Origin of the sequence: Geobacter pickeringii (genome assembly GCF_000817955.1) — a bacterium.
Taxonomy (GTDB): domain Bacteria; phylum Desulfobacterota; class Desulfuromonadia; order Geobacterales; family Geobacteraceae; genus Geobacter; species Geobacter pickeringii.
In genome coordinates, this window is sequence record NZ_CP009788.1 from 2309064 (window position 1) to 2335996 (window position 26933).

Genomic DNA, 26933 nt, shown 5'->3' on the forward strand with positions numbered 1-26933 from the left:
CAAAGGGTTCAGGTACTTAAGCCACGACAGTTTGTCGACGAATATCTTGCCTAAGACAGGAGTTAATCCCATTAACGCTTACCCTATTGTAACTCTCAACAAAGAAATCTAAATTTTTTGCAACTCTGCCTCAACCATATTTCTAACCACTTGTCGCATCTTGACTTGAGCCTCCCAGCCAAGTTGTTCTTTTGCCTTTGCTGGATTTCCGCGACCAGAGGCTATTTCAGTTGGTCTAAAAAGGGATTTGTCAATTGTCACATATTTTTTCCAATCAAGTCCAACAGCCTTAAATGCTTCTTCAACAAAATTTTCCAGAGAATTACTTTCGCCTGTTGCTATTACATAGTCATTTGGATAATCTCGTTGTAACATCAGCCACATTGCTTCAACATACTCAGGAGCCCACCCCCAATCCCTCTCTATTGATATATTCCCAAGCTGTAATTTCTCATTACACCCATTGCTAATTCTGCAAACTGTTGCAATTATTTTTTTTGTCACAAAACGTTCTGGTCGCAATGGTGATTCATGATTAAAAAGTATACCTGAACATGCAAAAAGATTGTAAGCTTCGCGATAATTGGCAACTTCCCAAAAAGCAGCTGACTTTGCAACAGCATAAGGACTACGTGGACGAAAAGGCGTTAATTCATCGGCAGCCATCCCCTCGGTATCTCCGAAGCATTCACTTGAACTCGCATTGTAGAATCGAATCGGACCACCGATAAATCTAATGGCTTCCAGAATATTCAACGTGCTGACGCTAATACTTTCAAGTGTCTCAACTGGCTGAAGAAACGAAAGACCCACAGAACTTTGCCCTGCTAGATTATAGATTTCGCAAGGCATTATCTTGCTTATTGTTTGGAAGACACTTCTAAAATCATTAGGAGCCATCGATTCGAGACATAATTTATCATAAATCCCTAAGAGCTTTAAATTCGTGAACATCGCCATCTGAGCGTCCCTGGCCGTTCCATAAACCTCATAGCCCTTAGCAAGCAGTAGACGCGCGAGATAGGCGCCATCTTGTCCGGATATACCAATTATGAGGGCCTTTCGCTTATCCATTGGCCCGCTTCTCCCGCTCGGCAAGTGCCAAGTCGGCATCGGTCATCATGTCCACTAGACCAGAGAAATCCACCTTCGGTTGCCAGCCTAGCTGCCGCCGGGCCTTGGTTGAGTCGCCAAGAAGGAGGTCCACCTCTGCCGGTCGGAAGTAGCGGGGATCTATTTCGATGACAATCCGGCCAGACTTCGTGTCGACTCCCTTTTCCTGAACTCCTACCCCCTGCCACTCCAGTGGCATATCGAGCCGCGCAAAGACCTTTTCGGCAAACTCCCGCACCGAGTAAGTCTCGCCCGTGGCCACCACGAAGTCGTCGGCCTCCTGCTGCTGGAGCATGAGCCACATGGCCTCTACATAATCACCGGCAAAGCCCCAGTCGCGTTTGGCATCCAAGTTGCCGAGATAAAGTCGCTCCTGAAGACCTGCCTTTATCCGTCCTGCGGCGCGAGTGATCTTGCGTGTCACAAAGGTCTCGCCCCGACGGGGAGACTCGTGGTTAAAAAGAATGCCGTTGCAGGCGTACATGCCGTAGCTCTCACGGTAGTTTACGGTAAGATAGTAGGCATAGGCCTTGGCGCAGGCGTAAGGGGAACGGGGATAGAAGGGGGTAGTCTCTCTTTGAGGAGTTTCTACCACTTTACCGTAAAGCTCCGATGAGGAAGCTTGGTAAAATTTTGTGTTCAACCCTGTCTCCCTGATTCCTTCCAGAATCCGCACAGTTCCTAGAGCATCAATCTCACCAGTGTATTCGGGAACATCAAATGAGACCCGCACGTGACTCTGGGCACCAAGGTTATAGATCTCATCAGGGCGGACTTCGCGCAAGACCCGGTTGATGGAACTGGCATCATTCAAGTCGCCATAGTGGAGGAAAATCCGTACATTTGGCTCATGGGGATCGCGGTAAAGGTGATCAATCCGTCCCGTATTAAACGATGAAGAGCGGCGGATGACGCCATGAACCTCGTATCCCTTGGCAAGAAGTAGATCAGCCAAATAAGAGCCGTCTTGGCCGGAAATGCCGGTGATGAGTGCACGTTTCATAATAACTCCTTTAAACAATTGAAAATATAATTTGCCTTATCTTTCGATCGCAGAACGGTAGGCTGCAATAGTTTCATCAACACACTTTGTCCAACTGAATTGACTAGATCGCTGTAACGATAGCTCCGACAAAACTGCTCGCCGAGAGGTATCGTTATAAAGCGAGAGAATCGCTTCGCACAGAGAGTCTCCATCCCTTGGATCCACAAGAATGCCTGCATCTCCCACAACTTCAGGAAGGGAAGAGGTGTTTGATGTTATGACTGGAACACCGCATTGCATTGCTTCGAGGGGGGGAAGACCAAATCCCTCATAGAGAGATGGATAGACAAACGCAAGCGCTCCACTGTAGAGCGCGGCAAGATCCTCATCCGAGACATATCCAGTAACTATGATACGATCACTCATTGACTCATATTTAGACAACTCTTCAAATATTTTACTGTAATCCCATCCTTTGCTACCAACTAACACAAGACATAAATCATCAATTTTTTCCTGGTTAATTATTTTTGCAAAACATCTGATGATGTGGTCAATATTTTTTCTTGGCTCTAAAGTACTAAGGCTTAGAATATACGGCCGGTTTGGAATAGAGTACTTGGCAAGTTTCTCCGCTATCTTTTTGTTATCATAAATTTTATAAAAAAACGGAGACGCTGCAAGGTGCGTAACTACAATACGACTTGGATCAATTTGTTTACGATATGAACACAAATCATCTTTTGTTGACTGGGAAATAGCAATAACATGTGTTTCAGGATCAATACAGTCCACTACCCTCCGCAACAGATGATCTTCCTTAAATTCAAAGTATTCCGGATGAAGCAGGGGAATAAGATCGTACACCGTAATGAATCGCTTTACATTCTTTATCTTGACGATGTCGGGGGGTATCGGAAGAAAAGGAGAGTGAAAAACATCCACTACATTAGTCGCAAGGTGCCCAAAGGGCGAGTCGTTTTTAACAATGCGTAATGCAACCCTGAGAGTTTCTGCTAAAATCTTTAATGGAATCTGAGTCACAGGAGACATTGCTCTAGCCCTATGACAGATAGCATCTTTATGTTTTTCGATAACTAAAGCAAGTTTTGGATATGCGAAGGGAATCCCTGAGAAAAGTTCATGTTCTCGTACGTAATCTAACGATGGGGTTAGGGTCTCCATGGCACTAAATAAAAGTTGAACGTCTACGGACTGCGTTAGTCCTAATGCAACATTTTCGACAACCCTGAACACCCCTGTTCGAGCGCGGTTATCAACAAGAGATTTTCCAAGTACAGAGATATCATACAAAATCTTCATACGGTCAACTCGCTTCCTTAAATCAAATCAATCACCACAACATAACCTGTATATATCTTTTTAAAATTTATTTTTTCGATAACATATTTAAACAAATACCCTAAAATGTGTTTTTTCAAGCTACCATATCTACCTATTAAGCAATCAGAATCGATCATATCGAGGAATAAATTCTTTAACGGTACCGGCAACTCTCTCTTAATAATAAATTTTTTAACTTTAAAATTACCAATTAAATCGCAGATAGTATCATCTGTATAATTCTTAACATGTGTTTTGTCTGAATAATGCAAAAAAGTTAAATTATACATATCTACATCAGTGTTATCCCTAGGGAGAGCCAAAATAATTCTCTTATCAGTTACTCTGATCAATTCAGACAATGCTTGTATGTCGTTATGGATATGCTCTATGACATCCAGACAAATACTACAATCAAAATATTTGTTATCAAAAGGAAGCGATGTCAGATCGCCTACAACGTAACTTCCTGCTGGGTCAGCATCCTTTGCCAAACGAATGAAGTCGCGATGGTAATCCATACCACAGGCATCAAAACCTTTCTCCTTGAGGAAGCGCACATACCCACCTCCTCCACAGCCGGCGTCTAGAATCTTTTTGCCTTGCACATGGTCTTCTAACATCTTTATACGTTCGGCGTTCAGTGAACCTGAAACTGATGACCAATTGAACTTACGAGCATTTTCGAGTGAATAAAGGTTTGCCATACCGATATAAAATCCCCGCCTAAGTCTCAAACCGCGCGTCTATAGACATCAATCGTCTTGTTTGCAGTATTTTGCCAACTAAAATGTGATGCTCGCTCGATACCACGACAACGCAAAGTGCTCGCAAAGCCCGAATCTGACCATACCCGTGCTACAGCTGCAGCTATTCCCTCGGCCTCCTTGGGATCGAACATAACCGCGGCTTCTCCTGCCACTTCTGGAATTGATGTCACATTGGAGCATGCAACCGGGCATCCGGAAGCCATTGCCTCTACCACGGGAAGCCCAAATCCCTCGAACAGAGAGGGAAACACCATAAGGGATGCCAAATTGTAGAGTAATGGCATATGATCCGAAGGAATAAAATTTAATATTTTGAGATGATTGCCAACCCCGAAAGCTTGAGCAGAAGCCCGCAATTTATCGAAAGAGTTCACAGCAATACCCGTGAGAACAAGGTCACCGTCGAAACGATAATCGTTGACCAAAACTCGCAGAGCTTTTAACAGAGTCTCATGATTTTTGTGAGGCCATGTTGCGGCCGGATAAATCATGAATGGCCGCGACAATTCATAACGATCCCGTAACGCTTGCAGTTGCTGTACCTCATCCCGGGGATGGTACTCAGGACCATGGCCTAGGAAGACAACATCTATTCGGTCAGGCTCAATACCATACTCAGCTACTAGGGAATCACGAGTGAATTTTGAAATAGCTATGATCCGCGTAGCTCTTCGGGCAGAATCCAAATATGCCTTGCGACGTCGGACAAGTTCTTCGGCGGCAAAAAATTCTGGGAAATACTCATGCTGAATATCATAGATGGTCAGTACTGACGGGAACTTCCCCCATGTAGGCTTGAACAGCGAAAGTGGATGATGGACTATGTCAAAATCGAAATAACGCGGCTCCGCTCTGAGTATATCGATGGTGCTCACTGCTCTGAAGACTGATCTCAGAAGTTTTTTGGGCGACGACTTGCGATAGCCGGTAATTTTAATCTCGAATGCTTCATTTTTAAGGGGGAATTCCCCGGCAACGGCTTCGTCGCATAAAAGGGTATATTCGTTTACATGATCACAGGACTGAAGGTGGCTAACAAGGTTGCGCAGATACATCTCCGCCCCGCCAATTTTGCCAGGCCAGAATCCTCTTGTACTTATACCAATTTTCATTATCCCCTCTCGGCAATTCGTACTCAGGCTAACCGCAACGCGAGAAAATTCCCAAAACTCTTCTCAGAAAATGACGCTCGAATTTTCGCAACGCTTCACGAATCTTAAATTCGATATAAATCTCAATACCGAGGTATTCCTTTATCATTCGCGGTTTTTCCATGGCGAAAAGGGGGTCTTCTGTTACGGAACTGAGGCCGGTCTCGTCTTCAAAAACAGCGATTGGTAGGGGAAGATGTTCAAAGACAAACTCCGCATCCGCAAAGCACCTCAAGTTCAAATGGTAGTCGGCAGCAACCCGGTATCGCTGATCAAACTGGTACTTGTCAAATACCTGTCGTGGATAAAATATCGCTTGGTGCGGAATATTTCTGCGACTTAGCAGACGAGCATTGAAACTGCCCCCTTTTCGGCTCCCGTCTGAAGCCATGAGAATATCGCCGTAGTATAAGACATTATCTTGACGCAAATGATTCGCCACTTCACCCAGAACGTCGAGCATCAAGTCGTCGCTCCCCAAGAAATAGACCCAGCGGCCAGAAGCATGAATTACGCCCTTGTTCATGGCGTGATAGACACCATCATCTGGTTCGCTGACCCAGTAAGACAAACAATCACTGAAGCCAGCAATGATTTCACGAGTGCCATCGCTTGATCCTCCGTCGATCACAATCAATTCAAAACAGTCACATCCTTGGTCCAGGACGCTCTTGATAGCCTTTTCAATCCTCCCTCTCTGGTTGAAAACCGGAATAACAACGCTGACCAGTGGCTGCCCCAACGCAGCCGAACTGTGAGTGGCGAGAGTGCAAAACCGATCCATATTATTAATTCTGTTATCAATCACTCCCTAATTCCCCGTCTTCATTTGCGCATTCAACGATGTTCACTTCAGCGAACTCAGTTGAAGGTCGGATGCCGTTCGGGTCAAGGAGAATCGATAATTCATCAAACACTTCATCGGCTGTAATCTCGCAAAGGCACCTCATAACATTATCCCCTTGAGAACACGTCTCTCTGTTGCAGGGCACGCAATCCCATTCCTTCTGGACCACCGTTATTCGTCCCATTCGCTGGACAGAACCAGCCAATCGGTAAGGAGCCTGGTTACAGATACCATTAGGCCAAGGGCCCCAGTGTCTCACCATTGTCGGTCCATACAATGCAACAAGAGGAACATCGAGGGCCGCCGCCATGTGGGTAACAACCGTGTCGACCCCCACAAACCCTTTGGCTTTTGACAATACCGCAGCAAGTTGATTGAGAGTTAAAGGCTCCTTTAAAAAAACCGTGTCAGGGGGTGAATGCGCCAAAATGTCTCTGAGGATTACGTCATCTCCGGAAGATGGTGACCGAGTGAATATCGGCCGAAGCCCTGTCCTGTCTCGAATGATTCCCGCCAGTCGTCCCCACTCAGTCGCAGTCCAGCATTTGTAATGTTTACGGGCAAACGGATGGAGCACAACATAGCCGGCAGTCCCAGTTGTCGAACCGGCAAGCATTTCATCCTCTTCATCAAATCCCATGATAACGTCTGTACGGGGAGGTATCCCTAATGGACCGAGCAGTTGCAACGTAAGAGGAACAATGTGAAGGTTGTCATCATACAAGAGACCTTGATCAAAAATTAATTCTTTCCACCATTCGTTAGCCCGCCTATATGAAAAACCAACTGAGCGACGACCAGCCAGGGCAGTGACGATACTGGTCCTGTCTGACGGATTCGCTCCAATAGCTACATCATATTGACGGAAAAGCCGAGAGATTGTGCTTAAGTTCTTTTTCCCCGGCTCCATTGAAATAATCCGTCCAACGGAGGGATTCTTAAACAAAATTCCTTCCGTCCCACGAAACACGGCATAATCAACAACTGCGTCCGGATATCGCGCTTTGATGGAAAGGGCAAGCGGGGTGGACAGAAGTACGTCGCCGATATAACGCAGAGATACAATCAGAAACTTCAAGCCGGCTCCTCTGCTGTCCTTTTCGTCAATAATAACGGAGCGATCCATCAATCCATTTTTCCTTCAGCGTATGACCGTGCAAAAGACGCTCTTGCGAACGCCACGCCAGTTCCCTCAGCTTCCTCCAGCGCCGCTCCAGAAGACGCCTCCACCACGTCAACTTCCACTTCGCCCTGAAATACGCCCTGTTTTCGGCAACATACGGGCGTTCCTGCATATTCTTCTTCATGGCCTTTTGGGTAACCGATCCAAAATGATGAATAAAAGAATTCCCCGTGGTCCCTATCCTGAAGCCGGCGTTTCTGACCCGACGGAAGAAATCCGCATCCTCAAACTGACCGATACGGAATTTTTCATCAAAAAGCCCGACCGTTTCAAAAACGTGCCGTCGCACCATGAAACAGATGCCATCGGCAACGCCCCGCCTCAGGACATCCTTCATTCGCTCGCAGTACTCCGCCCCGTAGGCAACGATGTCGTAGTTGAATTCACCTTCCCGGATCGCGGGGCTGACCACGTCAAACCCTGCCCGCTCGGCAACGGCGAGGAGGCCGTCAAGCCATCCCGGCGATACAATTACGTCGTTATTGAGGATAACCACCCACTCCGAGTCCGTTTCCCGCACTCCTTGGTTCCAGGCACCTGCACAGCCGAGATTGTCACTGTTGACGATCGCACGAATACAGGACACTGCGGCCAGGTATCCGGCGGTTCCGTCGCTGGAGGCGTTGTCGAGCACCAGCACCTCGACGTGTTCGTCCAGGGTTGACAGGAGACTCTCCAGGCAGAGTTTTGTGTAATGGACCTGGTTGTAAACCGGGATCACGATACTGACGACAGACACCGGCTCACCCTTCCGCATGCTTTATTACGTACATTTTGTCAGACATATTCAACCCTTAACTTTCGAGCTCAGTCATAAGCGTAATTGCACGTTGTTGGTAGGTATGGTCCCCCATGACCCGCTCGTGGGCCTTCTCCGCGATCCGTCTCCTCTCGTCGGGACGGTCGAGATAATAGCTGATCTTCTCCCGGCAGTCGTCCGGATCGCGGTAGGTGGCGACTTCGTCGCGGGCGAAGTCGTCCATAACGTGAACCCTATCCTCCATGAGCAGGAACCCGCCGCATGCCGGCACCCCGTAGGCCCGCTCGGTGAGCCCCCAGCTCATGACGCCGGTGGAGTCGGCCGCGGCGATGCAGCTCAGGTTGATCCTGCTCCTCTGGATGATCCCCAGCTGCTCAGCACAGGAGTAAGGACGCCGGGAAACGTCTGCGAAGAGGACGCGCAGTCCCCGGCGGTTCAGGAACTCCTCCAGCCCGGCTAGGAACGCGGCCCGGCGCCGGTGCTCGGGATAGGCAGCGCCGTTCATGTTCCCAAGGAAAGAGACGTCCCAGTCGTAGTCACCCCGGTCCCACAGCTCGGCGAACGAGACGCCGTTCATGCCGTAGTAGCTCGTCCAGGCCGCATTCGGCAGGTAGAGGACCCGTGGGCCACTCACCCGCTCCGTGTCCTGAAGGGAATGGGTGGCGTAGAGGTCGATCAGCCCGCTCTTCAGGAGGAGTTTCACTTTGAGAGGCCCCCGGTTCATGTGCCACGGGGAATCGACATTCCAGGTCGCCACCGGTATCCCCATCTTCCGGAGCCGTAGAACCAGCGGGATGAAGCGCCACTTGTGGTTGAAGATCGTGCGGAATTCGAAAAGGGCCGCCTCCACGCCGAGGGAAGCGAAGTCCTTTGCGTCCCAGACGTCCTCCAAGACCTCGTGCCCAGTGACCTCTAGCCCTTCCTTCAGGCGCGGCATGCCGAAGCGGGAGTTGAGCACGATCTTCATGGCGCCACCACAGCTCTTCCGGCTGGGTCATGACCCAGCCGCGCGCCGCCTCCACCTGCTTGGCATAACAGTAGAACGCCCCCTCGAAGGTGTATAAGTCCCGCGTCGGCAGCTCGGTTAGAGAGAGCGGCATCGGGTGGGCATGCAATGAGGGAGGCGGTGTCCGATATCCTTGAGGAGTCGTGCCTCATGAATGATACGGCCTCTTGCCCTCCGAAATTTCTGGACGATTCTAGAAAGAGAATCGTTAGGGAACAATAGTTCCTCTTGCTCAGAGCCATCCGGTATCCACTCCACGACCAAGATCAATCCCTTCGAGTCCCCGATCAATGGGAATAACGTCGCTGCCGGTCCGCCCCGCGGCCCTCCAGCGGGGGAGCCGGGAGCCGTAAAGCCGCAGGACTCCCATAAGGGGCTCGTCGTGGGTTGCACCCGGGAGCGGCACGATGCAGTCGGTCGGTCCGCCAAGGGCATTGGCGGCCCAATGGGAATAGCCTGAGATGGGGGTGGCCAGCATGAGCGGACAGCAGGCTAGGGCAAAGAGGTCTGCGACCGGATTGACCCGCGAATCATGGTCCGGCCCCTTGTAGGCATAGGGAGAAACGACATCGAGGGTTGCTACGTCGAAGTTTCTGTGGAGCTCCGTGTAGGTGTCCGGATCGCCGGTACCGGACAGGAAGAAAACGGTATCCTTTTGCCGAGCCTGGATCGCCGCCATGGCCCGTTCGTACCACCAGAGCGGTACTGCCGGCCATTCGGTCCCCGTATTTTCGTAACGATCGGGATCCACCACCTGGAAATCGCCGTGCCGGATATGGACGCCCACTACCGGCCGACCGCCCGTCCGGTCAAAAAACGAGCGAATCTGCGTTGCCAGTGACGGATTGAGGCGCACCTTCCTGGCCACCTCGAGGTAGATCGGATCGAGCAGCGTGGAGGGGCCATCGAGCGACCGGAGGATTATCTTCCTCCCCGCAAGTCTCCCGAGCATCTCCTCGTCACAGTTTCTGACACGGATTGCGCCCAGTTTGGTAAAAGCCCGGACCTTACCCCTCCGGGTTCCATCAACGCTGAAGGAATCGAGCTCGTGCCAGTCCAGAATAATATCGTGTCCGTAGAGGTGCCGTATGGCAAAAGCGAGCGGGAGCGTTTCCAGTCGATTGGAGATACCGACGAATTCATCTATGTACAGTTTTGGCATAAGGGATATTTTCTCGGGAGTTCAGGGGGTCGCACACCGTGACTACCGTCGGCGCTCCTCGATCAATTCAACGGACTTTGCGTACTTGAGAAACGTGTAGACGGCGTACAGCAGTGAAAGGAGGAGGCCGGTGCGGCCTTCCAGAACTCCCATCCTCAGCACGTACATCTTGAAAAAGGTGAAACAGGGCCGGAAAACGACGGAGAGAACTCCCGGTCTCCTCCCTGACTTGACGATTTCTTCCGCCGCCAGCGTCGAGTATCGGTCCATCCTGGCGACGTAATCACCGATCCCCTCGTAGGTGAAGTGGATCAGATTCCCTTGCAGGGTACCGACCGGACCGGGGCACTCAACGGATTCGTGGACGAGGCGCTCGGCGAAGCGGCACCGGGTCCGGTTGTACAGCCTCAGATTATGGTCGGGGTACCAGCCACACCGCCTGATCCAGCGTCTGCCGAAATAATTCTCCCGCGTCACGCGGAAACCGTCGTAACTGGCGAAATCGGCGGAAAGGATCGAGTCCCGCAGTGCCGGAGAAACGCGCTCGTCCGCATCGATATTGAACACCCAATCATTTACAGCCTGATCGGCGGCGAAATTCTTCTGTTTGCCGAAGCCTTCCCATTCGTGCTCGAAATATCGCACCTCAGGGTGATTGCGACAGATTTCGGGAGTCCGGTCGGTGCTTCCCGAATCGACTACGACAATCTCATCAGCCCAATCGAGGCTCGCCAGACAGTCGGAGATATTCTTCTCTTCGTTCTTGGCGATGATGGTGGCCGTTATTTTCATGCGGAGTGCTCCGGTACAGCAACGCGCGTCCGAAGCCGGTCCGCGGCCTCCACCACGTCGTCCACCGTCACCGCTGTCATGCACCGATGGTCCGTGGGGCACTCACGCAGAAGGCACGGAGCGCAGTCGGTGTCGCGGCGCACAATGACGGCACGGTCGCTCCAGGGCGAGGTGGTCGTGTGATCCGTGGAACCGAACACCGCCACGAGCGGAACGCCGAAGGCGGCGGCGATGTGCATGGGGCCCGAGTCGTTGGTGATGAAGAAGTCGCAGCGTTTGATGAGCGCCATCAACTCCCGCACCGAGGTCTTCCCCGCCATGACGAGGGGAGGTACGGTCATGGCGGCGGCGATGTCGGCGGCGATGGCAGCCTCTCCCGGTCCGCCGGTCACCACGACCCGCGCCCCCCAGCGGCGGGACAGTTCGTCGGCCACTGCGGCGAAGCGCTCCGGGTACCAGCGTTTGGCCGCACCATAGGTGGCGCCGGGGTTGATGCCGAGGAGAAAATCGCCCTTTTTCATCCCGTGGCTCTGCAGAAGTTCCTCCACGGCGGCGTCCTCGTCAGGGGTCGTAAAGAGAGCAAGGCTCCGGTCGCGGGTGGCGACACCAAAGCGGCCGAGCATGGCCAGATAGTACTCCACGTGGTGGAGCTGGCGCACGTGTTCATCCACTGGCACACCGTGGGTAAGCAGCGGCCCGCGCCCGTCGGTCCGGTACCCCATGCGGCGGGGTATCCGGGCAAGCCAGGCGATGAGCGCCGCATCGACGGCGTTCTGAAGGAGGATCGCCAGATCGAACCGGCGCGTTCTGAGTTCCCGGGCGAGCCGGAGCTTTCCTCCCAGGCCGGCGTGCGCCCCCCTTCGGTCATAGACGATGACGTCATCCACGGCTTCGTGCACGGTGAAGAGCGGCGCCACGAGGGAGTTGGCCAGAAGCGTCACCCGGGCACCGGGGAAGCTCTCCCGAATGGCCCGCAGGGCAGGCGTGGTCATCACCGCGTCGCCGATCCAGTTGGTGGACCGGACCAGGATCCGGTGCACGGAGTTTTTTTCCAGATGCTTCACGTTACCGGCCACTGCCACCGATCTTTTCCGCCTCATCCACCAGCATGACCGGAATCCCGTCCCGCACCGGGTAGACGAGGCGGCAGGATTCGCAGACAAGCCCCGATTCGTCGCCCCGGAGGACTACCTTCCCTTTGCAGCGTGGACAGGCAAGAATTTCAAGCAATCCTTCCGATAGTGCCATAGTTCACTGCTCCATTTAAAGAATTTTGTTCAGCGCCATTTCCAGGGGCCCGGCGTCCTCAAGGCGAAGTTCCAGGCACGCGGCATAGGTCTCGCCCAACCGGGGAAGATAGCGATCGATCTTCACGGCATCCTTTTCGGTGGTGATGAAGTAGTCGGCACCCACGGCGCGGGCGGCTGCCGCAAGGGCAGTGACCGTCTGGTCATCGTAGCGGCTGTGATCGGGAAGGGGTCGTGTTCCAACCAGCGCGAGCCCCGCACGGCGCACCTCCTCGAAGAAATCGGCCGGTTCCGCGATCCCCGCAAAGGCGAAACCCTTTCTCCCCCCCAGATACCCGAACGGGAGAACCCCTTCCCCCGAGAGCGGCCGGACCCCCACGAGGGCATGCTCTGCCCGGCAGGAGGGGAGCCCAGATCGGACGGCCGGAGCGACCCCCGGCCGGCAGCGAGTGAAGATGACGAGGTCGGCCCGGGAGAGCGCCGAACGAGGCTCCCGCAGGAGCCCCGCCGGGAGGGTCAGCCCGGTGCCGAAGGGATTGGTGCAGTCAAGGAGAAGGATGTTCAGATCGCGATGGAGACGGAGGTGCTGAAAACCGTCGTCCAGCAGGAAAACGTCGGGATCAAGGCGCTCCCGGGCAAGAAGGCCTGCCCGGTGGCGGTCCGCGCCGATCACCACGGCAAGGCCCGGCACGCTCCGGGCCAGAAGCACCGGCTCGTCCCCTGCCTCCTCGGCCGCGAGAAAGAGTCGCTCGCCATCGGACACGACCGCCTCTCTCCCTTCCAGCGTGCCGCCGTACCCCCGGGAAAGGAGCACCACCCGCTTCCCCCGGGAAAGGAGCATCCGCGCCACGCAGGCCGCCATCGGCGTCTTCCCGGTGCCGCCCGCCGTCAGATTGCCGACGGAGATGACCGGCCGGTCGAGACGCCTGGTCGGCAGCACTCCCCGTGCGTACGCCGCGGCGCGCAGCTGCACCCCCGAGGAGTACACGACGGAGAGAGGGGCAAGGCATGCAAGAAGGGCCCGGTCGGCAAGACCGGTCCGCCTCCCCCCGAGCAGTTCCCGAAGATACCCGTTACCCCCCATGGCTCACCCCTCGTGTCCCAGGATGCGGGAAATAACGTCGAGGTGCCGCTCCGTCCCCCCGCCACACGCCGCCATGAGAGCGAGCCCCCCCTCTCCGAGCTGCCGGCGGCGCCCGGCGTCGTCGAACAGGAGCTGGAGCCGCCCCCTCAACTCCTCACCATTGGCCGCACGTTCGCCGGCACCGTACTGGAGTACGAGGGAGGTGATCTCGCGGAAATTTTCAGTATGGGGACCGAAGAGCAGCGGAACGCCGCACGATGCTGGTTCCAGCAGGTTGTGGCCACCGTTGGGAACGAGACTTCCGCCGACAAACACCACATCCGCCAGACGGTAAAACGTCATCAGTTCGCCGACCGTATCGACCACGAGGAGCGCATCGGAAGGGAGTGTCGCCGGCGCCTCGGCCAGTCGGGAACGGAGCACCGGCTTGAAGCCCCGGGCCCGGACCAGTTCCGCCACCTCCCCTGCCCGCTCGGGGTGGCGGGGGACAAGCACCATGACGGAAGTCGGGTGGCACTGGAGGGAGGAAACAAAGGCGTTGAGGAGCAGTTCCTCCTCGCCGGGATGGGTGCTCCCCGCCACAAAGACGAGGGAATCGGCAGGAATGCCGAAACGGGACCTCAACGCGTATTTGTCGGCCGGTGCAACGGCTGCAGCCGGCAGATCGTACTTCAGGTTCCCGGTGGCGTGAACCGTATCGGAGGGCGCCCCGATGGCGACGATCCGGCGGGCATCCTCCACGCTCTGCATGCAGAGGGCGGCCATCCCCGAGAGGAGTGGCCGGAAGAACCAGGAGAGCTTCCGATACCGCCCGAAGGAGCGATCGGAAATCCGGCCGTTTGCCAGAATCACCGGAATGCCGCGGCGACGGGCGGCCCTCAGGAACGCCGGCCAGATCTCGGTTTCGACGATGACGACGAGGGAGGGAGCAATGGCACACAGTGACCGGCCCACCGCGAGACGGCAGTCGAAGGGGAAATAGATGGCGAGGTCTACATCGGAAAGTCCCGCCGCAATGCGCCGTCCCGTTTCCGTGCCGTTGGAAAGGACGATGGCGTGGTGGGGGAAGCGTTTCCGAAGCTCCCGCAGAAGCGGCTTTGCCGCTATCGTCTCACCGACAGAAACAGCATGAACCCAGATGCTCTTTTTCCCGGCGAGAAGCTTCCGTTTCTCCTGACGGATGAAACCGAACCGCTCGCCGAAGTCCGCGAGGCTCCGCCCCCGCTTCAGCGCCCGGTAGAGATGGAACGGCACGATGAGCGGCATGAGCAGGGCAAACAGTATGTCGTACACGAGCGCTACCATGAGTGGCACCGGAGAGGGGGTATGCTACGCCGAGAACTGCATGTCGTAGAGTTTGCGGTAGAGGCCGCCGCGGACCAGGAGCTCGTCGTTGGTCCCCACCTCCACCATCTCCCCCTTGTCGATGACCACGATCCGGTCCGCATGGAGCACGGTGGAGAGCCGGTGGGCAATGACGAGGGTGGTCCGGTTCTTCATGAGATTGGCGAGGGCCTGCTGCACCATGTGCTCGCTCTCGGTATCCAGGGCGCTGGTGGCCTCGTCCAGGAGGAGGATCGGCGCATTTTTGAGAATAGCCCGGGCGATGCAGAGACGCTGACGCTGGCCGCCGGAGAGCCGCACCCCCCGGTCGCCGATGGAGGTCTCGTACCCGTCCGGCATCTCCATGATGAAGTCGTGGGCAAAGGCGGCGCGGGCAGCCTGTATCACATCCTCCATGGGGGCATCGGAGCGCCCGAGGCGGATGTTATTGGCGATGGTATCGTTGAAGAGGATCGTCTCCTGATCCACCAGGGCGATCTGGCGCAGGAGGTCATCCAGACGCAGCCGCCGCACGTCGCTCCCGTCGATGAGGACCGCGCCGCCGGTCACATCGTAGAAGCGCGGGATGAGTGACATGACGGTCGTCTTTCCCGCCCCGGAGGGGCCCACCAGTGCCACCACCTCCCCCCTCGTGGCCGAGAGCGATACGTTGCGGAGAACCTCTTCGTCGTCGTAGCGGAACGAAACGTTCCGCAGTTCCACGTCGCCCCGCGCCGTCCCCATCTCCAGAGGATCGGCCGGGTCCTCGATCTCCGCCTTGCGGTCGATCACCTCGAAGACCCGCTCCGCTGCCCCCACGGCCTGCTGGACGGTGTTGTAGGAGCTGAGCAACTTCTTCACCGGCCCATAGAGCATCACCATGGCGGTCAGAAAGGAGAAGAATTCGGATGCGGACATCCGGCCGCTCATGACCTGGCTGCCGCCGAACCAGATCACCCCCGCTACCCCGAGGGACGTGATGATCTCCATGATCGGCGTGTGGAGCGACTCGTACTTGATACTCTTCCGGAGAAAGTGATAGAGGCCGAGGTTCGTCCGGCTGAACTTCTCAACGGAGCTCTGTTCGAGGCGGAAGGCCTTGACCACCTTGACCCCGGTGAAGGTCTCCTGGAGGATGCTCGTGATCTCCCCCATCTGACCGAGGGACTGCTTGGCCAGGTTCTTCATCCGTTTGCCGATCTTCTGTGCCGGCAGAGCCGTGAGGGGAAGGACGATAAACGTTATGAGGGCCAGTTGCCAGTTGCGATAGAAGATGACGCCGAGGAGTCCAATGGCCGTCACCCCGTCCCGCAGGAGCCCCGTGACCACATTCGCCACCCCCGACTGCATCTGCCCCACGTCGCTCATGACCCGCGACATGAGAACGCCGGCCGGATTGACGGTGAAATAGCGCAGCGAGAGCTCCATGTGCTTGCGGTAGACTTCGTTGCGGATGTCCTGGATAGCCAACTGACCGGCGGTGGAGATGTAGTACCCCTGAATGAAACGGGCCACACCGCGAAAGATGAAGACGACCATCACCGCCACCGGCAGGAAGATGAATATCGTCATATCCTTATCGGCAAAGATCTTCTTGAGCAGCGGCTCCACCATCCAGGCGATGGCGGCGTCGGTCCCGCCGACGCAGAGCGATGCCACCATGGAGATGACGATCCGGCCCCAATAGGGTTTACTGTACTGGAGTATTCGCTTGAACGTTTCCATTGACCTGCTTTCCGAGCATATTCAGAACAATTGCGGCAACCTTCTCCGAACAGCCGCCGGAGCCGAGTTTCTCCTTCACCATCCCGAGTTTCTTCCGCACCTCCCGGGAGTACTCCCCGTCGTCCAGATAGCGGCCGATCTCCGCCGCGATCCGCCCCGCCGAGGCCTCGTGCTGGATCAGCTCCGGCACCACCCGCTCTCCTGCCACGATATTGCAGATGCCGATGTGGTCCACCTTGATCAGCCGCTTTCCCACGTGGTAGGTCAGGGGGGAGACCGTGTAGATGATCACCATCGGCACCCCCATGAGGGCAATCTCCAGGGTCACGGTGCCGGATACGGAGACGATGGCATCGCAGACCTGCATCACATCGTAGACCGTCTCCCGCACCACGGTCACGTCGAGCCCCGATGCCCCCAGGTGCGGCTCGATATCCGCCGCAGTCAGGCTGGGTGCCAGGGGAAGGACGAACTGAAGATCCGGATAGTGCTGCCTGAGCACGGCCGCGCTCTCAAGGATGATCGGAAAGAGCCGGGCGATCTCCCCCCTGCGGCTGCCGGGAAAGAGGCCGACGGTGCGTCGTGCGGGGTCGAGACCTAAGGCAGCGACGGCCTCACCGCGGGTCATGGTCGGCCGCACGATATCGGCCAGAGGATGCCCCACGAAGGTGACCGGCACCCCCTCCTTCTCGTAGAACGGCACCTCGAACGGAAAGACCACCGCCATGTGATCGACGAGCCGGGCGATCTTCCTGACGCGCCCCACCCGCCAGGCCCAGACCTGGGGACTGATGTAGTAAAGCACCTTTACCCCGGCCCGGCGGGCGACCTTGGCCAACATCAGGTTGAAATCGGGGTAATCGATGAGGATCAGCAGGTCCGGGGGGTCGTTCCGGAGGATCCGCCGCATGGCCATGAAGGCGCGGGAGATGACGTCGAAGTGGGCGAGGACCTCCACAAGGCCGACCACCGCCATCTCGGACGCATCAACAAGGGTCTGCACCCCCGCCTCCCGCATGCGGGAGCCGCCGATGCCAAAGAAGGAGAGCGACGGGGCGAGGCGCAACGCCTCCTTCACCAGGTTCGAGCCGTGGAGATCGCCCGAGGCCTCACCGGCCACGATCATGACGCGTTTTTTCAACAAATCACCCATTTGAAACTCGTAGAGACGCCCACGGGGGGCGTCTCCACCAGAACAGCCAGAAATTGAGGTCCCCGCTCAGCCCTTGAGAACCGAGGCGACGACCGCCGCCACTTCCCGCACCTGGGCATCGGTCATTTCGGGGAAGATCGGCAGCGACATGCAGCGGGACGCCACTTCCTCGGCAACCGGTAGCGACACCCCCGCACATTCCGCGGCAAAGACCTCCTGCTTGTGAAGCGGGATCGGATAGTAGACCGCCGAGGCGATGCCGGCCTCGGAGAGGGCCTTCATGACCGCGTCGCGCCGCTCGGTGAGGATCGTGTACTGATGGTAGACGTGGGTCCCCTTCCCATCTTCGTGGGGGGTGATGGCCCCCGTACCCGCCAGCAACTCACTGTAGAGGTGGGCAACGCGCCGGCGCCCCTCGCTGTACTCCTTGATATGCTTGAGCTTCACCCGCAGGATCACCGCCTGAATCTCGTCGAGGCGGCTGTTGTAGCCGATCACTGAGTGGTGGTAGCGGACCTTGCTGCCATGGTTGCGCAGCACCTTCACCCGCTCGGCCATTTCCGGGCAGGGGGTAGTGACGAGACCGCCATCGCCGTAGCAGCCAAGGTTCTTGCTCGGGAAGAAGCTGAATGCCCCCAGCGCACCGATGGTACCGGTCATCCTGCCGCCGAAATCGGCGCCGAAGGATTGGGCGCAGTCCTCGATCAGGAGCAGGCCGTGCCTGGTGCAGAGGGCTTCGATGGCGGAGAGGTCGGCCGGTTGGCCGAAGAGGTGCACCGGGAGCACCGCCCGGGTCCGAGGAGTAATGGCCGCCTCGATCCGGGCCGGATCGATGTTGTAGGTCTTCGGGTCGATGTCAACGAAGACCGGCGTTGCCCCGACGTACCGGATCGCCTCGGCGGTGGCGATGAAGGTGAAGGGAGACGTGATGACCTCGTCACCCTCCTTTATCCCGGCAGCGGCAAGGGCGAGATGGAGCGCATCGGTCCCCGACGCAACTCCTACGGCGTGCTTGACGCCGAGACAGGCGGCAGCCTCTTCCTCGAAGGCAGCCACGTTGGGCCCCAGGATGAACTGGGTCTTTTCGAGGGCTTCCAGAATTCCCCGGTCGATCTCCTCTTTTATCTGCAGGTACTGAACCTTCAGGTCTACCATCGGGATCATCGTCTCATCCTCACAGTTTCGTATTGATTTTCAGCGCCGTCTCCAGCGCCCGCTTGCCGTCGCGGCCGGAAACCACTGGGGTCTTTCCCGTAGCCACGCAGTCGAGGAACGAGGCGATCTCGCTCCTGAGGGCGTCCCCCTGCTCGAAACTTTTTTCTTCTATGTTCACGTTGGGGACGCCGGGAAACATCTCGCCGCTCCCTTTCCTGAAGACCGCCAGCTTCTTGTTCTGGAAGTCGACGGAGATATAGGAGTCGGGCTGGAAGATGCGCATCTTCCGCTCGCTCTTGAGGCTGATCCGGCTGGCGGTGACGTTGGCCACGCAGCCGTTCTCGAACTGGATCCGGGCGTTGGCGATATCTTCCTCGTCGGTGAAGACCGGCGCTCCGATGGAGTTGACCTGACTCACCGGAGAACCGACGATGGTCTGGATGATGTCGATGTCGTGGATCATCAGATCGAGGACGACGTTCACATCGGTGCCACGCGGCTTGAAGGGGGCGATCCGGACCGACTCGACGAAGCGCGGTCCGGTCAGCAGCCCCTGGAGACCGAGCACCACCGGATTGAACCGCTCCAGGTGCCCCACCTGAAAGATCGCGCGGTTTTCATCGGCAAGGCGGATCAGTTCGTCAGCCTCCTCGACGGTGGTGGTGATCGGTTTTTCCAGCAGGACGTGAACGCCGCGTGCCAGAAACGCCTTGGCCACCTCATGGTGATACTGGGTCGGCACGACGATGCTGACCGCATCGACCTTGTCGAGCAGTTCCCGATAGTCGGTATAGCTGACCGTACCTACCTTGGCGGCCACCTCGTCGGCGCGGGCGCGATCAGAATCAACCACCCCCACCAGTTCCGACTCCGGCAACGACGCATACTTCTCGGCATGGAACTGCCCCAGATACCCGACACCGATAACCGCGGTCCTGATCGTGCCACTCATCGACAGAGCCCTCTCTCGGATTTCTCGGCAAACGCCACGAAATGGGCGATCTGCGGTGAATCGGGCACCTCGGCCCGCACCCGACGCAGCGCCTCTTCCAGCCGGAGGCCGGAACGGATGACGAGCCGGTACGCTTTCTTGATACTGGCAATGACTTCCTCTGAAAACCCGCGACGCTTGAGGCCGACGGTATTGAGGCCCAGGGAGGTGGCCCGGTTGCCGCTTGCCAACGTGAAGGGGAGCACATCCTGCCCCACCATGGCCCCCCCCGAGAGCATGGCGCTTTCGCCGATGCGGGTAAACTGGTGAACCGCCGACAGGCCGCCAAGAATGGCGGAATCCTCCACCTCCACATGCCCTGCCAGAGTGGAGCCGTTGGCCATGATGACGCGGTTGCCGACGATACAGTCGTGGGCCACGTGGCAGTATGCCATGAACATGTTCTGGTCGCCGATGACCGTTTCACCGATGCCGGTCACCGTTCCGGGCTGGAGCGTCGTGAACTCGCGGATGATGTTATGGTTGCCGATCCGGAGCCAGGTTTCTTCACCCTGGTATTTCAGGTCCTGGGGAATCCCCCCCACGGAAGCCATGGAGAAGATCTGGTTCTCCTCGCCGATTTCGGTCCAGCCGTCAATGACGGAGTGGGGCCCGACCTTCGTCCCCCTCCCGATCCTGACGTGTTCGCCGATGATCGCATAGGGGCCGATCTCGACCCCTTCGGCCAGTTCGGCCTTTGGATGAATGAGTGCTGTCGGATGAATCATGGTGCCGAGCGCCGGTGCGCTACTTCTCCTTGTCCGCAAAGGTCGCCTTGAGCTCTGCCTCGGTGACCAGCTTGCCGTCTACGTAGGCCTTGGCGCTCACCCCCCAGATCCCGCGCCGGTTGAGGGTCGTCTCCACCTCGATCCGGAGCTGGTCCCCCGGGAACACCGGCCGACGGAACTTCGCGCTGTCGATCGCCATGAAATAGCTCACCTTATTGCGGGTCTCGTCATCGGAGGCGAGATAGGCCATGATCCCGGCCACCTGGGCCATCGCCTCGATGATCAGAACCCCCGGCATGACCGGATGGCCGGGGAAATGCCCCTGGAAGAACGGCTCGTTGATCGTGACGTTCTTGATCCCGACGCACCGTTTCCCTTCCTCGATCTCCACGATCCGGTCGACAAGCAGGAACGGATAACGGTGGGGGAGAATTTTCATGATTTCATTGATATCAAGCATCTGATGCTCCTTCGGGGGGGATGACGTTATTCAGAGGCGAGACGCGCTTCCAGCTCCGCGACCTTTTTCTCCAGGGCGGCAACCGTTTTCTTCAGATCGGGGAGTTTGGGGACCACCGCCATGGAACGGAGCCATTCGCGGTGGCTGAAGGCCGGGATGCCGCTCACGAGGGAACCGGAAGGGATGTTCCCCGGGATACCGGACTTGGCCCCCACCATCACATTGTCGCCGATGGAGAGATGGCCCGCCACCCCCACCTGTCCGGCGAGTGTGACGCGGTTGCCGAGCCTGGTGCTGCCGGAAATGCCAACCTGCGAGACGATGGTGCAGTTCTGGCCGATGACGCAGTTGTGGGCGATCTGGACCAGGTTGTCGATTTTCGTCCCCCGGCCGATGACCGTGGCGGTGAGTGCGGCACGGTCGATGGTGGTGTTGGCGCCGATCTCCACATCGTCCTCAATGGAGACGATTCCCAGTTGCGGAATCTTGTAGTACCCCTCGCCATCGGGGGCATAGCCGAATCCGTCGGACCCGATGACTGTCCCGGCGTGAATCGTCACCCGGTTGCCGATCCGGCACCCCTGGTACACGACGACATTGGCATGGATCGTCACATCGTCGCCGACGGAGACCTCCTCGTACACGACCGCACCCGGATGAATGGTCACCCGGTCGCCCAGCGTCACGCCGGCCCCGATGGTGGCTCCCGGATAGATCGTCGCATCCGCTCCGACCGTCACCCCGTCACCGATCCGCGCTCCCTCCATAATCCCCCGGGACGGACGGGGAGCCACGTGAAAGAGGGTCAGCATCTTGGCGAAGGCGAGATAGGGATTCGCCACGACGATGGCATTGCGGCCATGGCGATCGGCCCCCGGGGGGAGGACAACGGCCCCTGCCCCTGTGGTCGCGACCTTGGAAGCATACTTGGGGTTGGCCAGAAAGGTAACCTGGTCGACGGTGGCGTCGTCGAGACTCGCCACGCCGATGACGGTCTTTCCCTCGTCACCGGCCACGGTTCCCCCCAGGTAGTCCGCCAGCTCCTTGAGCGTTCTCCCCGCGGCCATCGCTACTTCTTCCGGGTGGAGTTGAAACTCTTGAGGACTTCGTCGGTCACGTCGGCCTTGTCGTCCACGAAGATCATCCCCTCATTGCGAACGAAAATGAAGGTATAGCCATTCTTGCGGCCAAACTCCTGGACCAGCCGCTCCAGCTCCTCGATGATCTTCTTGGTGAACTCCTCGTCCCGGGCCTGGAGCTCGTCCTGGGCATCCTTGGTGAAGCGCTGGAACTCCTTGAGCTTCTGCTGGTAATCTTTCTCCTTGGCGCTGCGGGCCGCCTCGGAGAGGAGAACGCTCTGTTTCTCAAGATCATCCTTGAGCTTCTTGAGCTCCTCCTGCTTGCCGTTGATCTCGTCCTGGTACTTCTTCACCTTGGCGGCGAGCTGCTCCTTGGCTTCCTTCCCCGCCTCGGAAAGGTTGAGAGCCTTCTGCATGTCGATATAGCCGAGCTTGACGCCGTCGGCGCCGAAGGCAACGGGGGCGGCCATGAGTGACAACGAGACAACAGCTGCTGCAACGATCCTTTTCATTGTTTCTCCTTTTGCGTGATGCGTTCTGGTGATCCGATAGATGAATCAATCAATTGGATTGATTAACAAGCCGGCTAAAAGAAGCTCCCGATGGAGAACTCAAACCGCCCGCTCTTCTTGTCGATCCCCTCCCGGGGATTGAGCGGAATGCCGTACTCAAGGCGGAGCGGCCCCAGGGGGGAGGTCCACCTGATGCCGGCACCGTAGCTCATCCGGAAGCTGGAGAGCATGCTCTGGTTGTCGCCGTAGACGTTGCCGGCATCGAAGAAGAGAACCCCTTTGAGCCCCGCATCCTTGATGAGTGGCAGGGTGTACTCGGCGTTGAAGATCGCTTCCTTGTCGCCGCCGACGTATGCCCGGGTCGTGGTGCCGGTCCCCTGGACATTGTCGGTCGCCGTCGTGGTATTGAGAACAGGGCTCACGCTGCGCCCCTGATAGCCGCGGAGCGTATTGATGCCGCCGGCATAGAATTTTTCGTCGATCGGGATATCCCTGCCGATCCCCTGAATGTACCCGAGCATCCCCCGGAGCGAAAAAACCGTGCTCCACTTCAGCGGGAAAAACACCGCCGTGTCGCCGATGTACCGGACAAACCGGTTCGAACCGCCGAGACCGGCGAACTCCACCGACAGATTGTTCACCATGCCGGTGGTCGGATCAAAGCGGTAATCGGTAGTATTGCGCGTCAGCCCCCCCGTTATGGAGCTGATGGTCGAGGTGGTCTCGGGTACCACCTTCAAGGCCTGGGAAATGTTGAAGATCTTCTTGTCTTCGTACTTGTAGACCCAGAGGGTGCTGAGGTTCTCCGTGAGGGGATAGCCCGCCTTGATATCGCCACCGGTGGCGCGCCGCGTGTAATCGAGGTAATCACGCTCGGTCCGGTACACGTCGGCGCCGAGAGTCCAGCGGGAATCCAGGAAATAGGGGTCCGTAAGGCCCGCATTGTAGGTGGATGACTTTCCGCCAAGAGATGCGGAGAGGTTCCCCTTGAGGCCGAGGCCGAGGAAGTTCCCCTGGGACACGGATCCCTGCCCGATAATGCCGTCAAGGGAGCTGTAGCCGGCGCCGATGCTGAACGTGCCGGTCGGCTTCTCCTTCACCTCCACATTCACGTCGAGCTTATTGTCGGCGCTCCCCTTGGTGGTGGCAATGTTCGCCTCCTCGAAGAAACCGAGGTTCATGAGATTCTGCTTGCTCTTCTTGAGGCCGGTGCTGCTGTAGGTCTCCCCTTCGGCCACCTTTATCTCGCGGCGCAGAACCTTGTCGCGCGTCTTGGCATTGCCGGTGATGTTGATGTGGTCGATATAGACCTTCTCCCCCTTCTCGAAGTCGAAGGTAATATCGATCGTCTTCTGGTCGGGATTCACCTTGGAAAGCGGATTGACGTTCGTGAAGGCGAACCCCTTGTCAGCGTAAAGATCGGTCAGCGTCTGGACGTCGGCACGCAGGCTCCCCCTGCTGAATACCTCGCCGGACTTCAGCTTGAGGGCCGCGGCAAGGACGTTCTCCTTTTCCAGCAGATCCCCCTTGAACGAGATGGAGCCGGTACGGAACTGCTCCCCCTCGGTGATCCCGATGGTTACCTCCAGGCCGCTCTTATCGGGGAGGAGCTTGACCTCGGGCTCCCCCACCTTGACGTTGATGTAGCCGTTGTTGAAATAGAGGTCGGCGATCAGCGCCGCATCGTTCTTGAGAACCTCGTCCTTGTAGGTCCCGGCGCCGGTCAGCCAGGAGAGGAACCACTTCTCCTGGGTCTCCATGACGCCGCGCAGCTTGCGGGGAGTGAACACCCTGTTCCCCTCGAACCGGATGGCCTTGATGAGGACCTTTTCCCCCTCGGTAATCGAAACGACAACCCGGATGTCGTTGCCGCGGGCCTCGCTGCGGGCATTCACCTCCGCAAGGTAGTATCCCTCGTCGTTGTACAGCTTCTTCGCCTTCTTCGCAGCCTGGGAAAGCTCCTTCTGGGAGAAGATCGAGTTGGCCTTGAGTCCCAGGGCATCGCGAACCTTGTCGACGGAAAGTTCCTTGTTCCCCTCGATCTTGATCTCGCGGATGATCGGCTTCTCGACCACCGCGTAGACCAGTGTCACTCCACCGTCCGACTTCTCGGTCTCGGCCTTGACATCCTGAAACTGACCAAGCTTGTAGATGGCGCGCAGATCGGCATCGACCTTCTCGTCGTACAGGACGTCGCCTGTCTTGAGCTTGACCGCGTTCAGGATGGCGGCCGATTCGACCCGCCGGTTCCCCTTGACCTTGAGGTCGACGATCTTCTCACCCTCGGCAAAAGCACTCGGCGCAGTGACGACCAATGCCGCCATGATTCCGTAAGTTATCGCGTGTAACCGTCTCACTTCTCCCCCGGGAGAACGTTTGATGTGGGATGCGTCGGAGAGATCCGCGGCTCGTCGGCCTCGATCCGGCCGTCAACAAGGCGGACCGTCCTCCCCATGCGGGAGGCCAGAATCTCGTTATGGGTAACGATGACCAGGGTGATTCCCCGCTTGCGGTGAATCCGGGACAGGGTCTCGTGGACCTCGTCACTCGTCTTTATGTCAAGATTGCCGGTCGGTTCATCGGCAAGGAGCAAACGCGGTGAAAGGAGAAGGGCGCGGGCAATGGCCACCCGCTGCTGCTCTCCTCCCGAAAGTTCCCCCGGCTTGTGGGTCAGGCGGTGGGCAAGCCCCACCTCGGCCAGGAGCTCCCGGGCCGGTTCCGCCGCATCGCTACGACGGGCCCCGCCGATCAGCGCCGGCATCATCACATTCTCGAGAGCGGTGAACTCCGGAAGGAGATGGTGAAACTGAAAGACGAAGCCGATGGAGCGGTTGCGAAACTCCGCCAGGGGCGCATCCCCTTTGCGGAATATCTCCTCGCCCCCGAACAGGACCGTTCCCGAGGTGGGCCGATCGAGAGTTCCCATGATGTGGAGGAGTGTACTCTTCCCCGCCCCCGACGCCCCGATCAGGGCGATGGTCTCCCCCTCCTCCACCGACAGATCCACCCCCTTGAGCACTTCGACGCGGGCATCGCCGGTTCCGTAGCTCTTGTGGAGGCCGACAACTTCCAGCAGCTTACTCATACCGGAGCGCCTCCGCCGGGGGAAGCCGCGACGCCTGCCACGATGGATAGAGAGTCGCCACCAGGGAAATGAGGATTGCCGTCACGGAGACGAGCAGCACATCCGACGGCACCACCTGGGAGGGAAAATGGTCGAGGTAGTAAACGTCCTTGCTGAAGAGCTCGAACCCCGTCATCCGCTGGATGAAGTCGACGATCGGCTCCAGATTGCACGCCACCCCCAACCCGCCGATCACCCCGAGACCTGTCCCGGAGATGCCGATGATGAGCCCTTCGAGGACAAATATCTTCATGATGCTTCGCCCCGTTGCCCCCATCGACTTGAGGATGGCAATATCCTTGGTCTTCTCGAGGACCACCATGAAGAGCGTTGAGGCGATGCCAAAGGCCGCCACCAGCACGATCAGGGTCAGAATGATGAACATTACCATCTTTTCGGTCTTCAACGCAAAAAGAATGTTCTTGTTCATCTGCATCCAGTCCCGGGCGTAGTAGGGAAAGCCGAGCTGGCGGTTGATCTCGCGGACCAGCGATCCGGTGTGGTAGACATCGGCAACCCTGAGCTGAACGCCGGTCGCCGCATTCCCCAGGGAGAGAAAATCCTGAGCCTCGCCAAGACTTACGTACGCAAGGGTCGAGTCATACTCGAACATGCCGGTATTGAAGATGCCGACCACCCTGAACTGGCGCATCTTCGGCACCATCCCCAGCGGCGTGATGTTCCCCATGGGGGAGATGACGTTGATGGTGTCGCCGGTGTAGAGGTTGAGGTTGCGCGCAAGCTCCTTGCCGATGATGATGCCGGGCTTCTCGGAAGCCTGGCCGGCCAGCGGCGGCGGGGCAAGGTCGAGATCGGAGAGCTTCCCGTCCACAAGGGAGCGGTGGAGATTGGTGACGAGGGGGTCGGTCTTGGTGTCGATGCCGCGGAGCACCACCCCGGAAACGTTGTTGCCCGACGAGAGCATCACCTGGCTGTAGATGAACGGCGTCTCGGCCACAACCCCCTTGACCTTGCCGAGTTGCGCCAGCACCCGGTCGTACTGCTCCATCACGCCGCCGCTCTTCAGCACCACGATGTGGGCATTGGTCCCGAGAATTTTCTCTTTGAGACTCTCCTCGAAGCCGGTCATGACCGCCAGAACGATGATGAGGGCCATCACGCCGAGGGTCACGCCGGCAGTGGAGATGAAGGTTATGATGGAAATGAAGGTCGACTTCCGTTTTGCCTTCAGATAACGGAGGCCGATGAACAGTTCGTAGGGCATGGGTGGGCCTGGAT

The 26933-nt window shown here is 57.4% G+C and carries 26 protein-coding genes; all 26 read right to left on the reverse strand.

The window, feature by feature from the left end:
- Positions 1 to 108: 108 nt before the first annotated feature.
- Positions 109 to 1074: a GDP-mannose 4,6-dehydratase gene (locus GPICK_RS17060; protein ID WP_084201417.1), complete on the reverse strand. Its 966-nt coding sequence runs from the start codon at positions 1072 to 1074 to the stop codon at positions 109 to 111.
- Entirely contained in the window at positions 1067 to 2116 is a 1050-nt protein-coding gene (gene gmd / locus GPICK_RS10405) for a GDP-mannose 4,6-dehydratase (protein ID WP_039742923.1), read from the reverse strand. The genes GPICK_RS17060 and gmd overlap by 8 nt, the downstream gene beginning before the upstream one ends.
- 36 nt (positions 2117 to 2152) lie before the next feature.
- The gene (locus tag GPICK_RS17065) at positions 2153 to 3421 is read right to left on the reverse strand and encodes a glycosyltransferase family 4 protein (RefSeq protein WP_084201418.1); all 1269 of its coding nucleotides are present in this window, start codon (positions 3419 to 3421) and stop codon (positions 2153 to 2155) included.
- A 17-nt stretch (positions 3422 to 3438) separates the two neighbouring features.
- Positions 3439 to 4149, reverse strand: coding sequence for a class I SAM-dependent methyltransferase (locus GPICK_RS16695; protein WP_084201419.1), 711 nt, complete (start codon positions 4147 to 4149; stop codon positions 3439 to 3441).
- A 26-nt stretch (positions 4150 to 4175) separates the two neighbouring features.
- Positions 4176 to 5324 carry a glycosyltransferase family 4 protein gene (locus GPICK_RS17070; RefSeq protein WP_084201420.1) on the reverse strand — a complete coding sequence of 383 codons (1149 nt, stop codon included), beginning with the start codon at positions 5322 to 5324 and terminating at the stop codon, positions 4176 to 4178.
- Between the two features lie 28 nt (positions 5325 to 5352).
- A complete protein-coding gene (locus GPICK_RS10420) occupies positions 5353 to 6171 on the reverse strand; it encodes a glycosyltransferase family 2 protein (RefSeq protein ID WP_144400083.1) in 819 nt (272 codons plus the stop codon).
- Positions 6164 to 7336, reverse strand: coding sequence for a glycosyltransferase family 9 protein (locus GPICK_RS17075; protein WP_084201421.1), 1173 nt, complete (start codon positions 7334 to 7336; stop codon positions 6164 to 6166). Before GPICK_RS17075 ends, GPICK_RS10420 begins: the two co-directional genes overlap by 8 nt.
- Positions 7314 to 8150, reverse strand: coding sequence for a glycosyltransferase family 2 protein (locus tag GPICK_RS10425; RefSeq protein ID WP_039742927.1), 837 nt, complete (start codon positions 8148 to 8150; stop codon positions 7314 to 7316). The genes GPICK_RS17075 and GPICK_RS10425 overlap by 23 nt, the downstream gene beginning before the upstream one ends.
- Before the next feature lie 37 nt (positions 8151 to 8187).
- Positions 8188 to 9120, reverse strand: a complete 933-nt coding sequence (locus GPICK_RS10430; protein ID WP_039742929.1) for a CgeB family protein — start codon at positions 9118 to 9120, stop codon at positions 8188 to 8190.
- Between the two features lie 271 nt (positions 9121 to 9391).
- A complete protein-coding gene (locus GPICK_RS10435) occupies positions 9392 to 10111 on the reverse strand; it encodes an O-fucosyltransferase family protein (protein ID WP_236685535.1) in 720 nt (239 codons plus the stop codon).
- A 252-nt stretch (positions 10112 to 10363) separates the two neighbouring features.
- A complete protein-coding gene (locus tag GPICK_RS10440; protein ID WP_039742932.1) occupies positions 10364 to 11113 on the reverse strand; it encodes a glycosyltransferase family 2 protein in 750 nt (249 codons plus the stop codon).
- Positions 11110 to 12177 carry a lipopolysaccharide heptosyltransferase II gene (waaF, locus tag GPICK_RS10445; RefSeq protein ID WP_330217045.1) on the reverse strand — a complete coding sequence of 356 codons (1068 nt, stop codon included), beginning with the start codon at positions 12175 to 12177 and terminating at the stop codon, positions 11110 to 11112. Before waaF ends, GPICK_RS10440 begins: the two co-directional genes overlap by 4 nt.
- Before the next feature lies 1 nt (position 12178).
- Positions 12179 to 12361 carry a Trm112 family protein gene (locus GPICK_RS10450; protein WP_039742934.1) on the reverse strand — a complete coding sequence of 61 codons (183 nt, stop codon included), beginning with the start codon at positions 12359 to 12361 and terminating at the stop codon, positions 12179 to 12181.
- 15 nt (positions 12362 to 12376) lie between these two features.
- Complete coding sequence (lpxK, locus tag GPICK_RS10455; protein WP_039742937.1) at positions 12377 to 13444, reverse strand: tetraacyldisaccharide 4'-kinase; 1068 nt, start codon at positions 13442 to 13444, stop codon at positions 12377 to 12379.
- Between the two features lie 3 nt (positions 13445 to 13447).
- Positions 13448 to 14749, reverse strand: coding sequence for a 3-deoxy-D-manno-octulosonic acid transferase (locus GPICK_RS10460; protein WP_039742938.1), 1302 nt, complete (start codon positions 14747 to 14749; stop codon positions 13448 to 13450).
- Between the two features lie 24 nt (positions 14750 to 14773).
- Positions 14774 to 16492 carry a lipid A export permease/ATP-binding protein MsbA gene (gene msbA, locus GPICK_RS10465; RefSeq protein WP_039742940.1) on the reverse strand — a complete coding sequence of 573 codons (1719 nt, stop codon included), beginning with the start codon at positions 16490 to 16492 and terminating at the stop codon, positions 14774 to 14776.
- Positions 16458 to 17645: a lipid-A-disaccharide synthase gene (lpxB, locus tag GPICK_RS10470; protein WP_039742942.1), complete on the reverse strand. Its 1188-nt coding sequence runs from the start codon at positions 17643 to 17645 to the stop codon at positions 16458 to 16460. Before lpxB ends, msbA begins: the two co-directional genes overlap by 35 nt.
- 66 nt (positions 17646 to 17711) lie before the next feature.
- The gene (locus tag GPICK_RS10475; protein WP_039742944.1) at positions 17712 to 18809 is read right to left on the reverse strand and encodes a DegT/DnrJ/EryC1/StrS family aminotransferase; all 1098 of its coding nucleotides are present in this window, start codon (positions 18807 to 18809) and stop codon (positions 17712 to 17714) included.
- Positions 18810 to 18819: 10 nt separating this feature from the next.
- Positions 18820 to 19752, reverse strand: coding sequence for a Gfo/Idh/MocA family protein (locus GPICK_RS10480; protein ID WP_039742946.1), 933 nt, complete (start codon positions 19750 to 19752; stop codon positions 18820 to 18822).
- Entirely contained in the window at positions 19749 to 20519 is a 771-nt protein-coding gene (lpxA, locus tag GPICK_RS10485; protein ID WP_039742947.1) for an acyl-ACP--UDP-N-acetylglucosamine O-acyltransferase, read from the reverse strand. The genes GPICK_RS10480 and lpxA overlap by 4 nt, the downstream gene beginning before the upstream one ends.
- A gap of 19 nt (positions 20520 to 20538) precedes the next feature.
- On the reverse strand, positions 20539 to 20979 hold the full coding sequence (fabZ, locus tag GPICK_RS10490) for a 3-hydroxyacyl-ACP dehydratase FabZ (RefSeq protein ID WP_039742950.1): 441 nt from the start codon (positions 20977 to 20979) through the stop codon (positions 20539 to 20541).
- Positions 20980 to 21005: 26 nt separating this feature from the next.
- Positions 21006 to 22046, reverse strand: coding sequence for a UDP-3-O-(3-hydroxymyristoyl)glucosamine N-acyltransferase (lpxD, locus tag GPICK_RS10495; RefSeq protein WP_039742952.1), 1041 nt, complete (start codon positions 22044 to 22046; stop codon positions 21006 to 21008).
- A gap of 2 nt (positions 22047 to 22048) precedes the next feature.
- On the reverse strand, positions 22049 to 22570 hold the full coding sequence (locus GPICK_RS10500; RefSeq protein WP_039742954.1) for an OmpH family outer membrane protein: 522 nt from the start codon (positions 22568 to 22570) through the stop codon (positions 22049 to 22051).
- A 74-nt stretch (positions 22571 to 22644) separates the two neighbouring features.
- On the reverse strand, positions 22645 to 24894 hold the full coding sequence (bamA, locus tag GPICK_RS10505; RefSeq protein ID WP_236685536.1) for an outer membrane protein assembly factor BamA: 2250 nt from the start codon (positions 24892 to 24894) through the stop codon (positions 22645 to 22647).
- A 29-nt stretch (positions 24895 to 24923) separates the two neighbouring features.
- Positions 24924 to 25655, reverse strand: a complete 732-nt coding sequence (locus GPICK_RS10510; protein WP_052263402.1) for an ABC transporter ATP-binding protein — start codon at positions 25653 to 25655, stop codon at positions 24924 to 24926.
- Positions 25648 to 26919 carry a lipoprotein-releasing ABC transporter permease subunit gene (locus GPICK_RS10515; RefSeq protein WP_039742959.1) on the reverse strand — a complete coding sequence of 424 codons (1272 nt, stop codon included), beginning with the start codon at positions 26917 to 26919 and terminating at the stop codon, positions 25648 to 25650. Before GPICK_RS10515 ends, GPICK_RS10510 begins: the two co-directional genes overlap by 8 nt.
- Positions 26920 to 26933 lie beyond the last annotated feature (14 nt).

What these genes read in the sequence shown, in the direction of transcription:
- GPICK_RS10510 (WP_052263402.1), bottom strand. Translation starts at nt 25,655, where the DNA reads ATGAGTAAGCTGCTGGAAGTTGTCGGCCTCCACAAGAGCTACGGAACC.
- GPICK_RS10515 (WP_039742959.1), bottom strand. Translation starts at nt 26,919, where the DNA reads ATGCCCTACGAACTGTTCATCGGCCTCCGTTATCTGAAGGCAAAACGG.
- GPICK_RS10425 (WP_039742927.1), bottom strand. Translation starts at nt 8,150, where the DNA reads ATGCGGAAGGGTGAGCCGGTGTCTGTCGTCAGTATCGTGATCCCGGTT.
- GPICK_RS16695 (WP_084201419.1), bottom strand. Translation starts at nt 4,149, where the DNA reads ATGGCAAACCTTTATTCACTCGAAAATGCTCGTAAGTTCAATTGGTCA.
- GPICK_RS17070 (WP_084201420.1), bottom strand. Translation starts at nt 5,324, where the DNA reads ATGAAAATTGGTATAAGTACAAGAGGATTCTGGCCTGGCAAAATTGGC.
- lpxK (WP_039742937.1), bottom strand. Translation starts at nt 13,444, where the DNA reads ATGGGGGGTAACGGGTATCTTCGGGAACTGCTCGGGGGGAGGCGGACC.
- bamA (WP_236685536.1), bottom strand. Translation starts at nt 24,894, where the DNA reads ATGGCGGCATTGGTCGTCACTGCGCCGAGTGCTTTTGCCGAGGGTGAG.
- lpxB (WP_039742942.1), bottom strand. Translation starts at nt 17,645, where the DNA reads ATGGGTGATTTGTTGAAAAAACGCGTCATGATCGTGGCCGGTGAGGCC.
- GPICK_RS17065 (WP_084201418.1), bottom strand. Translation starts at nt 3,421, where the DNA reads ATGAAGATTTTGTATGATATCTCTGTACTTGGAAAATCTCTTGTTGAT.
- gmd (WP_039742923.1), bottom strand. Translation starts at nt 2,116, where the DNA reads ATGAAACGTGCACTCATCACCGGCATTTCCGGCCAAGACGGCTCTTAT.
- GPICK_RS17060 (WP_084201417.1), bottom strand. Translation starts at nt 1,074, where the DNA reads ATGGATAAGCGAAAGGCCCTCATAATTGGTATATCCGGACAAGATGGC.
- GPICK_RS10460 (WP_039742938.1), bottom strand. Translation starts at nt 14,749, where the DNA reads ATGGTAGCGCTCGTGTACGACATACTGTTTGCCCTGCTCATGCCGCTC.
- GPICK_RS10480 (WP_039742946.1), bottom strand. Translation starts at nt 19,752, where the DNA reads ATGAGTGGCACGATCAGGACCGCGGTTATCGGTGTCGGGTATCTGGGG.
- GPICK_RS10435 (WP_236685535.1), bottom strand. Translation starts at nt 10,111, where the DNA reads ATGCTCGGGAGACTTGCGGGGAGGAAGATAATCCTCCGGTCGCTCGAT.
- GPICK_RS10475 (WP_039742944.1), bottom strand. Translation starts at nt 18,809, where the DNA reads ATGATCCCGATGGTAGACCTGAAGGTTCAGTACCTGCAGATAAAAGAG.
- fabZ (WP_039742950.1), bottom strand. Translation starts at nt 20,979, where the DNA reads ATGCTTGATATCAATGAAATCATGAAAATTCTCCCCCACCGTTATCCG.
- GPICK_RS10500 (WP_039742954.1), bottom strand. Translation starts at nt 22,570, where the DNA reads ATGAAAAGGATCGTTGCAGCAGCTGTTGTCTCGTTGTCACTCATGGCC.
- GPICK_RS10450 (WP_039742934.1), bottom strand. Translation starts at nt 12,361, where the DNA reads ATGGCACTATCGGAAGGATTGCTTGAAATTCTTGCCTGTCCACGCTGC.
- GPICK_RS17075 (WP_084201421.1), bottom strand. Translation starts at nt 7,336, where the DNA reads ATGGATCGCTCCGTTATTATTGACGAAAAGGACAGCAGAGGAGCCGGC.
- msbA (WP_039742940.1), bottom strand. Translation starts at nt 16,492, where the DNA reads ATGGAAACGTTCAAGCGAATACTCCAGTACAGTAAACCCTATTGGGGC.
- lpxA (WP_039742947.1), bottom strand. Translation starts at nt 20,519, where the DNA reads ATGATTCATCCGACAGCACTCATTCATCCAAAGGCCGAACTGGCCGAA.
- GPICK_RS10440 (WP_039742932.1), bottom strand. Translation starts at nt 11,113, where the DNA reads ATGAAAATAACGGCCACCATCATCGCCAAGAACGAAGAGAAGAATATC.
- lpxD (WP_039742952.1), bottom strand. Translation starts at nt 22,046, where the DNA reads ATGGCCGCGGGGAGAACGCTCAAGGAGCTGGCGGACTACCTGGGGGGA.
- GPICK_RS10430 (WP_039742929.1), bottom strand. Translation starts at nt 9,120, where the DNA reads ATGAAGATCGTGCTCAACTCCCGCTTCGGCATGCCGCGCCTGAAGGAA.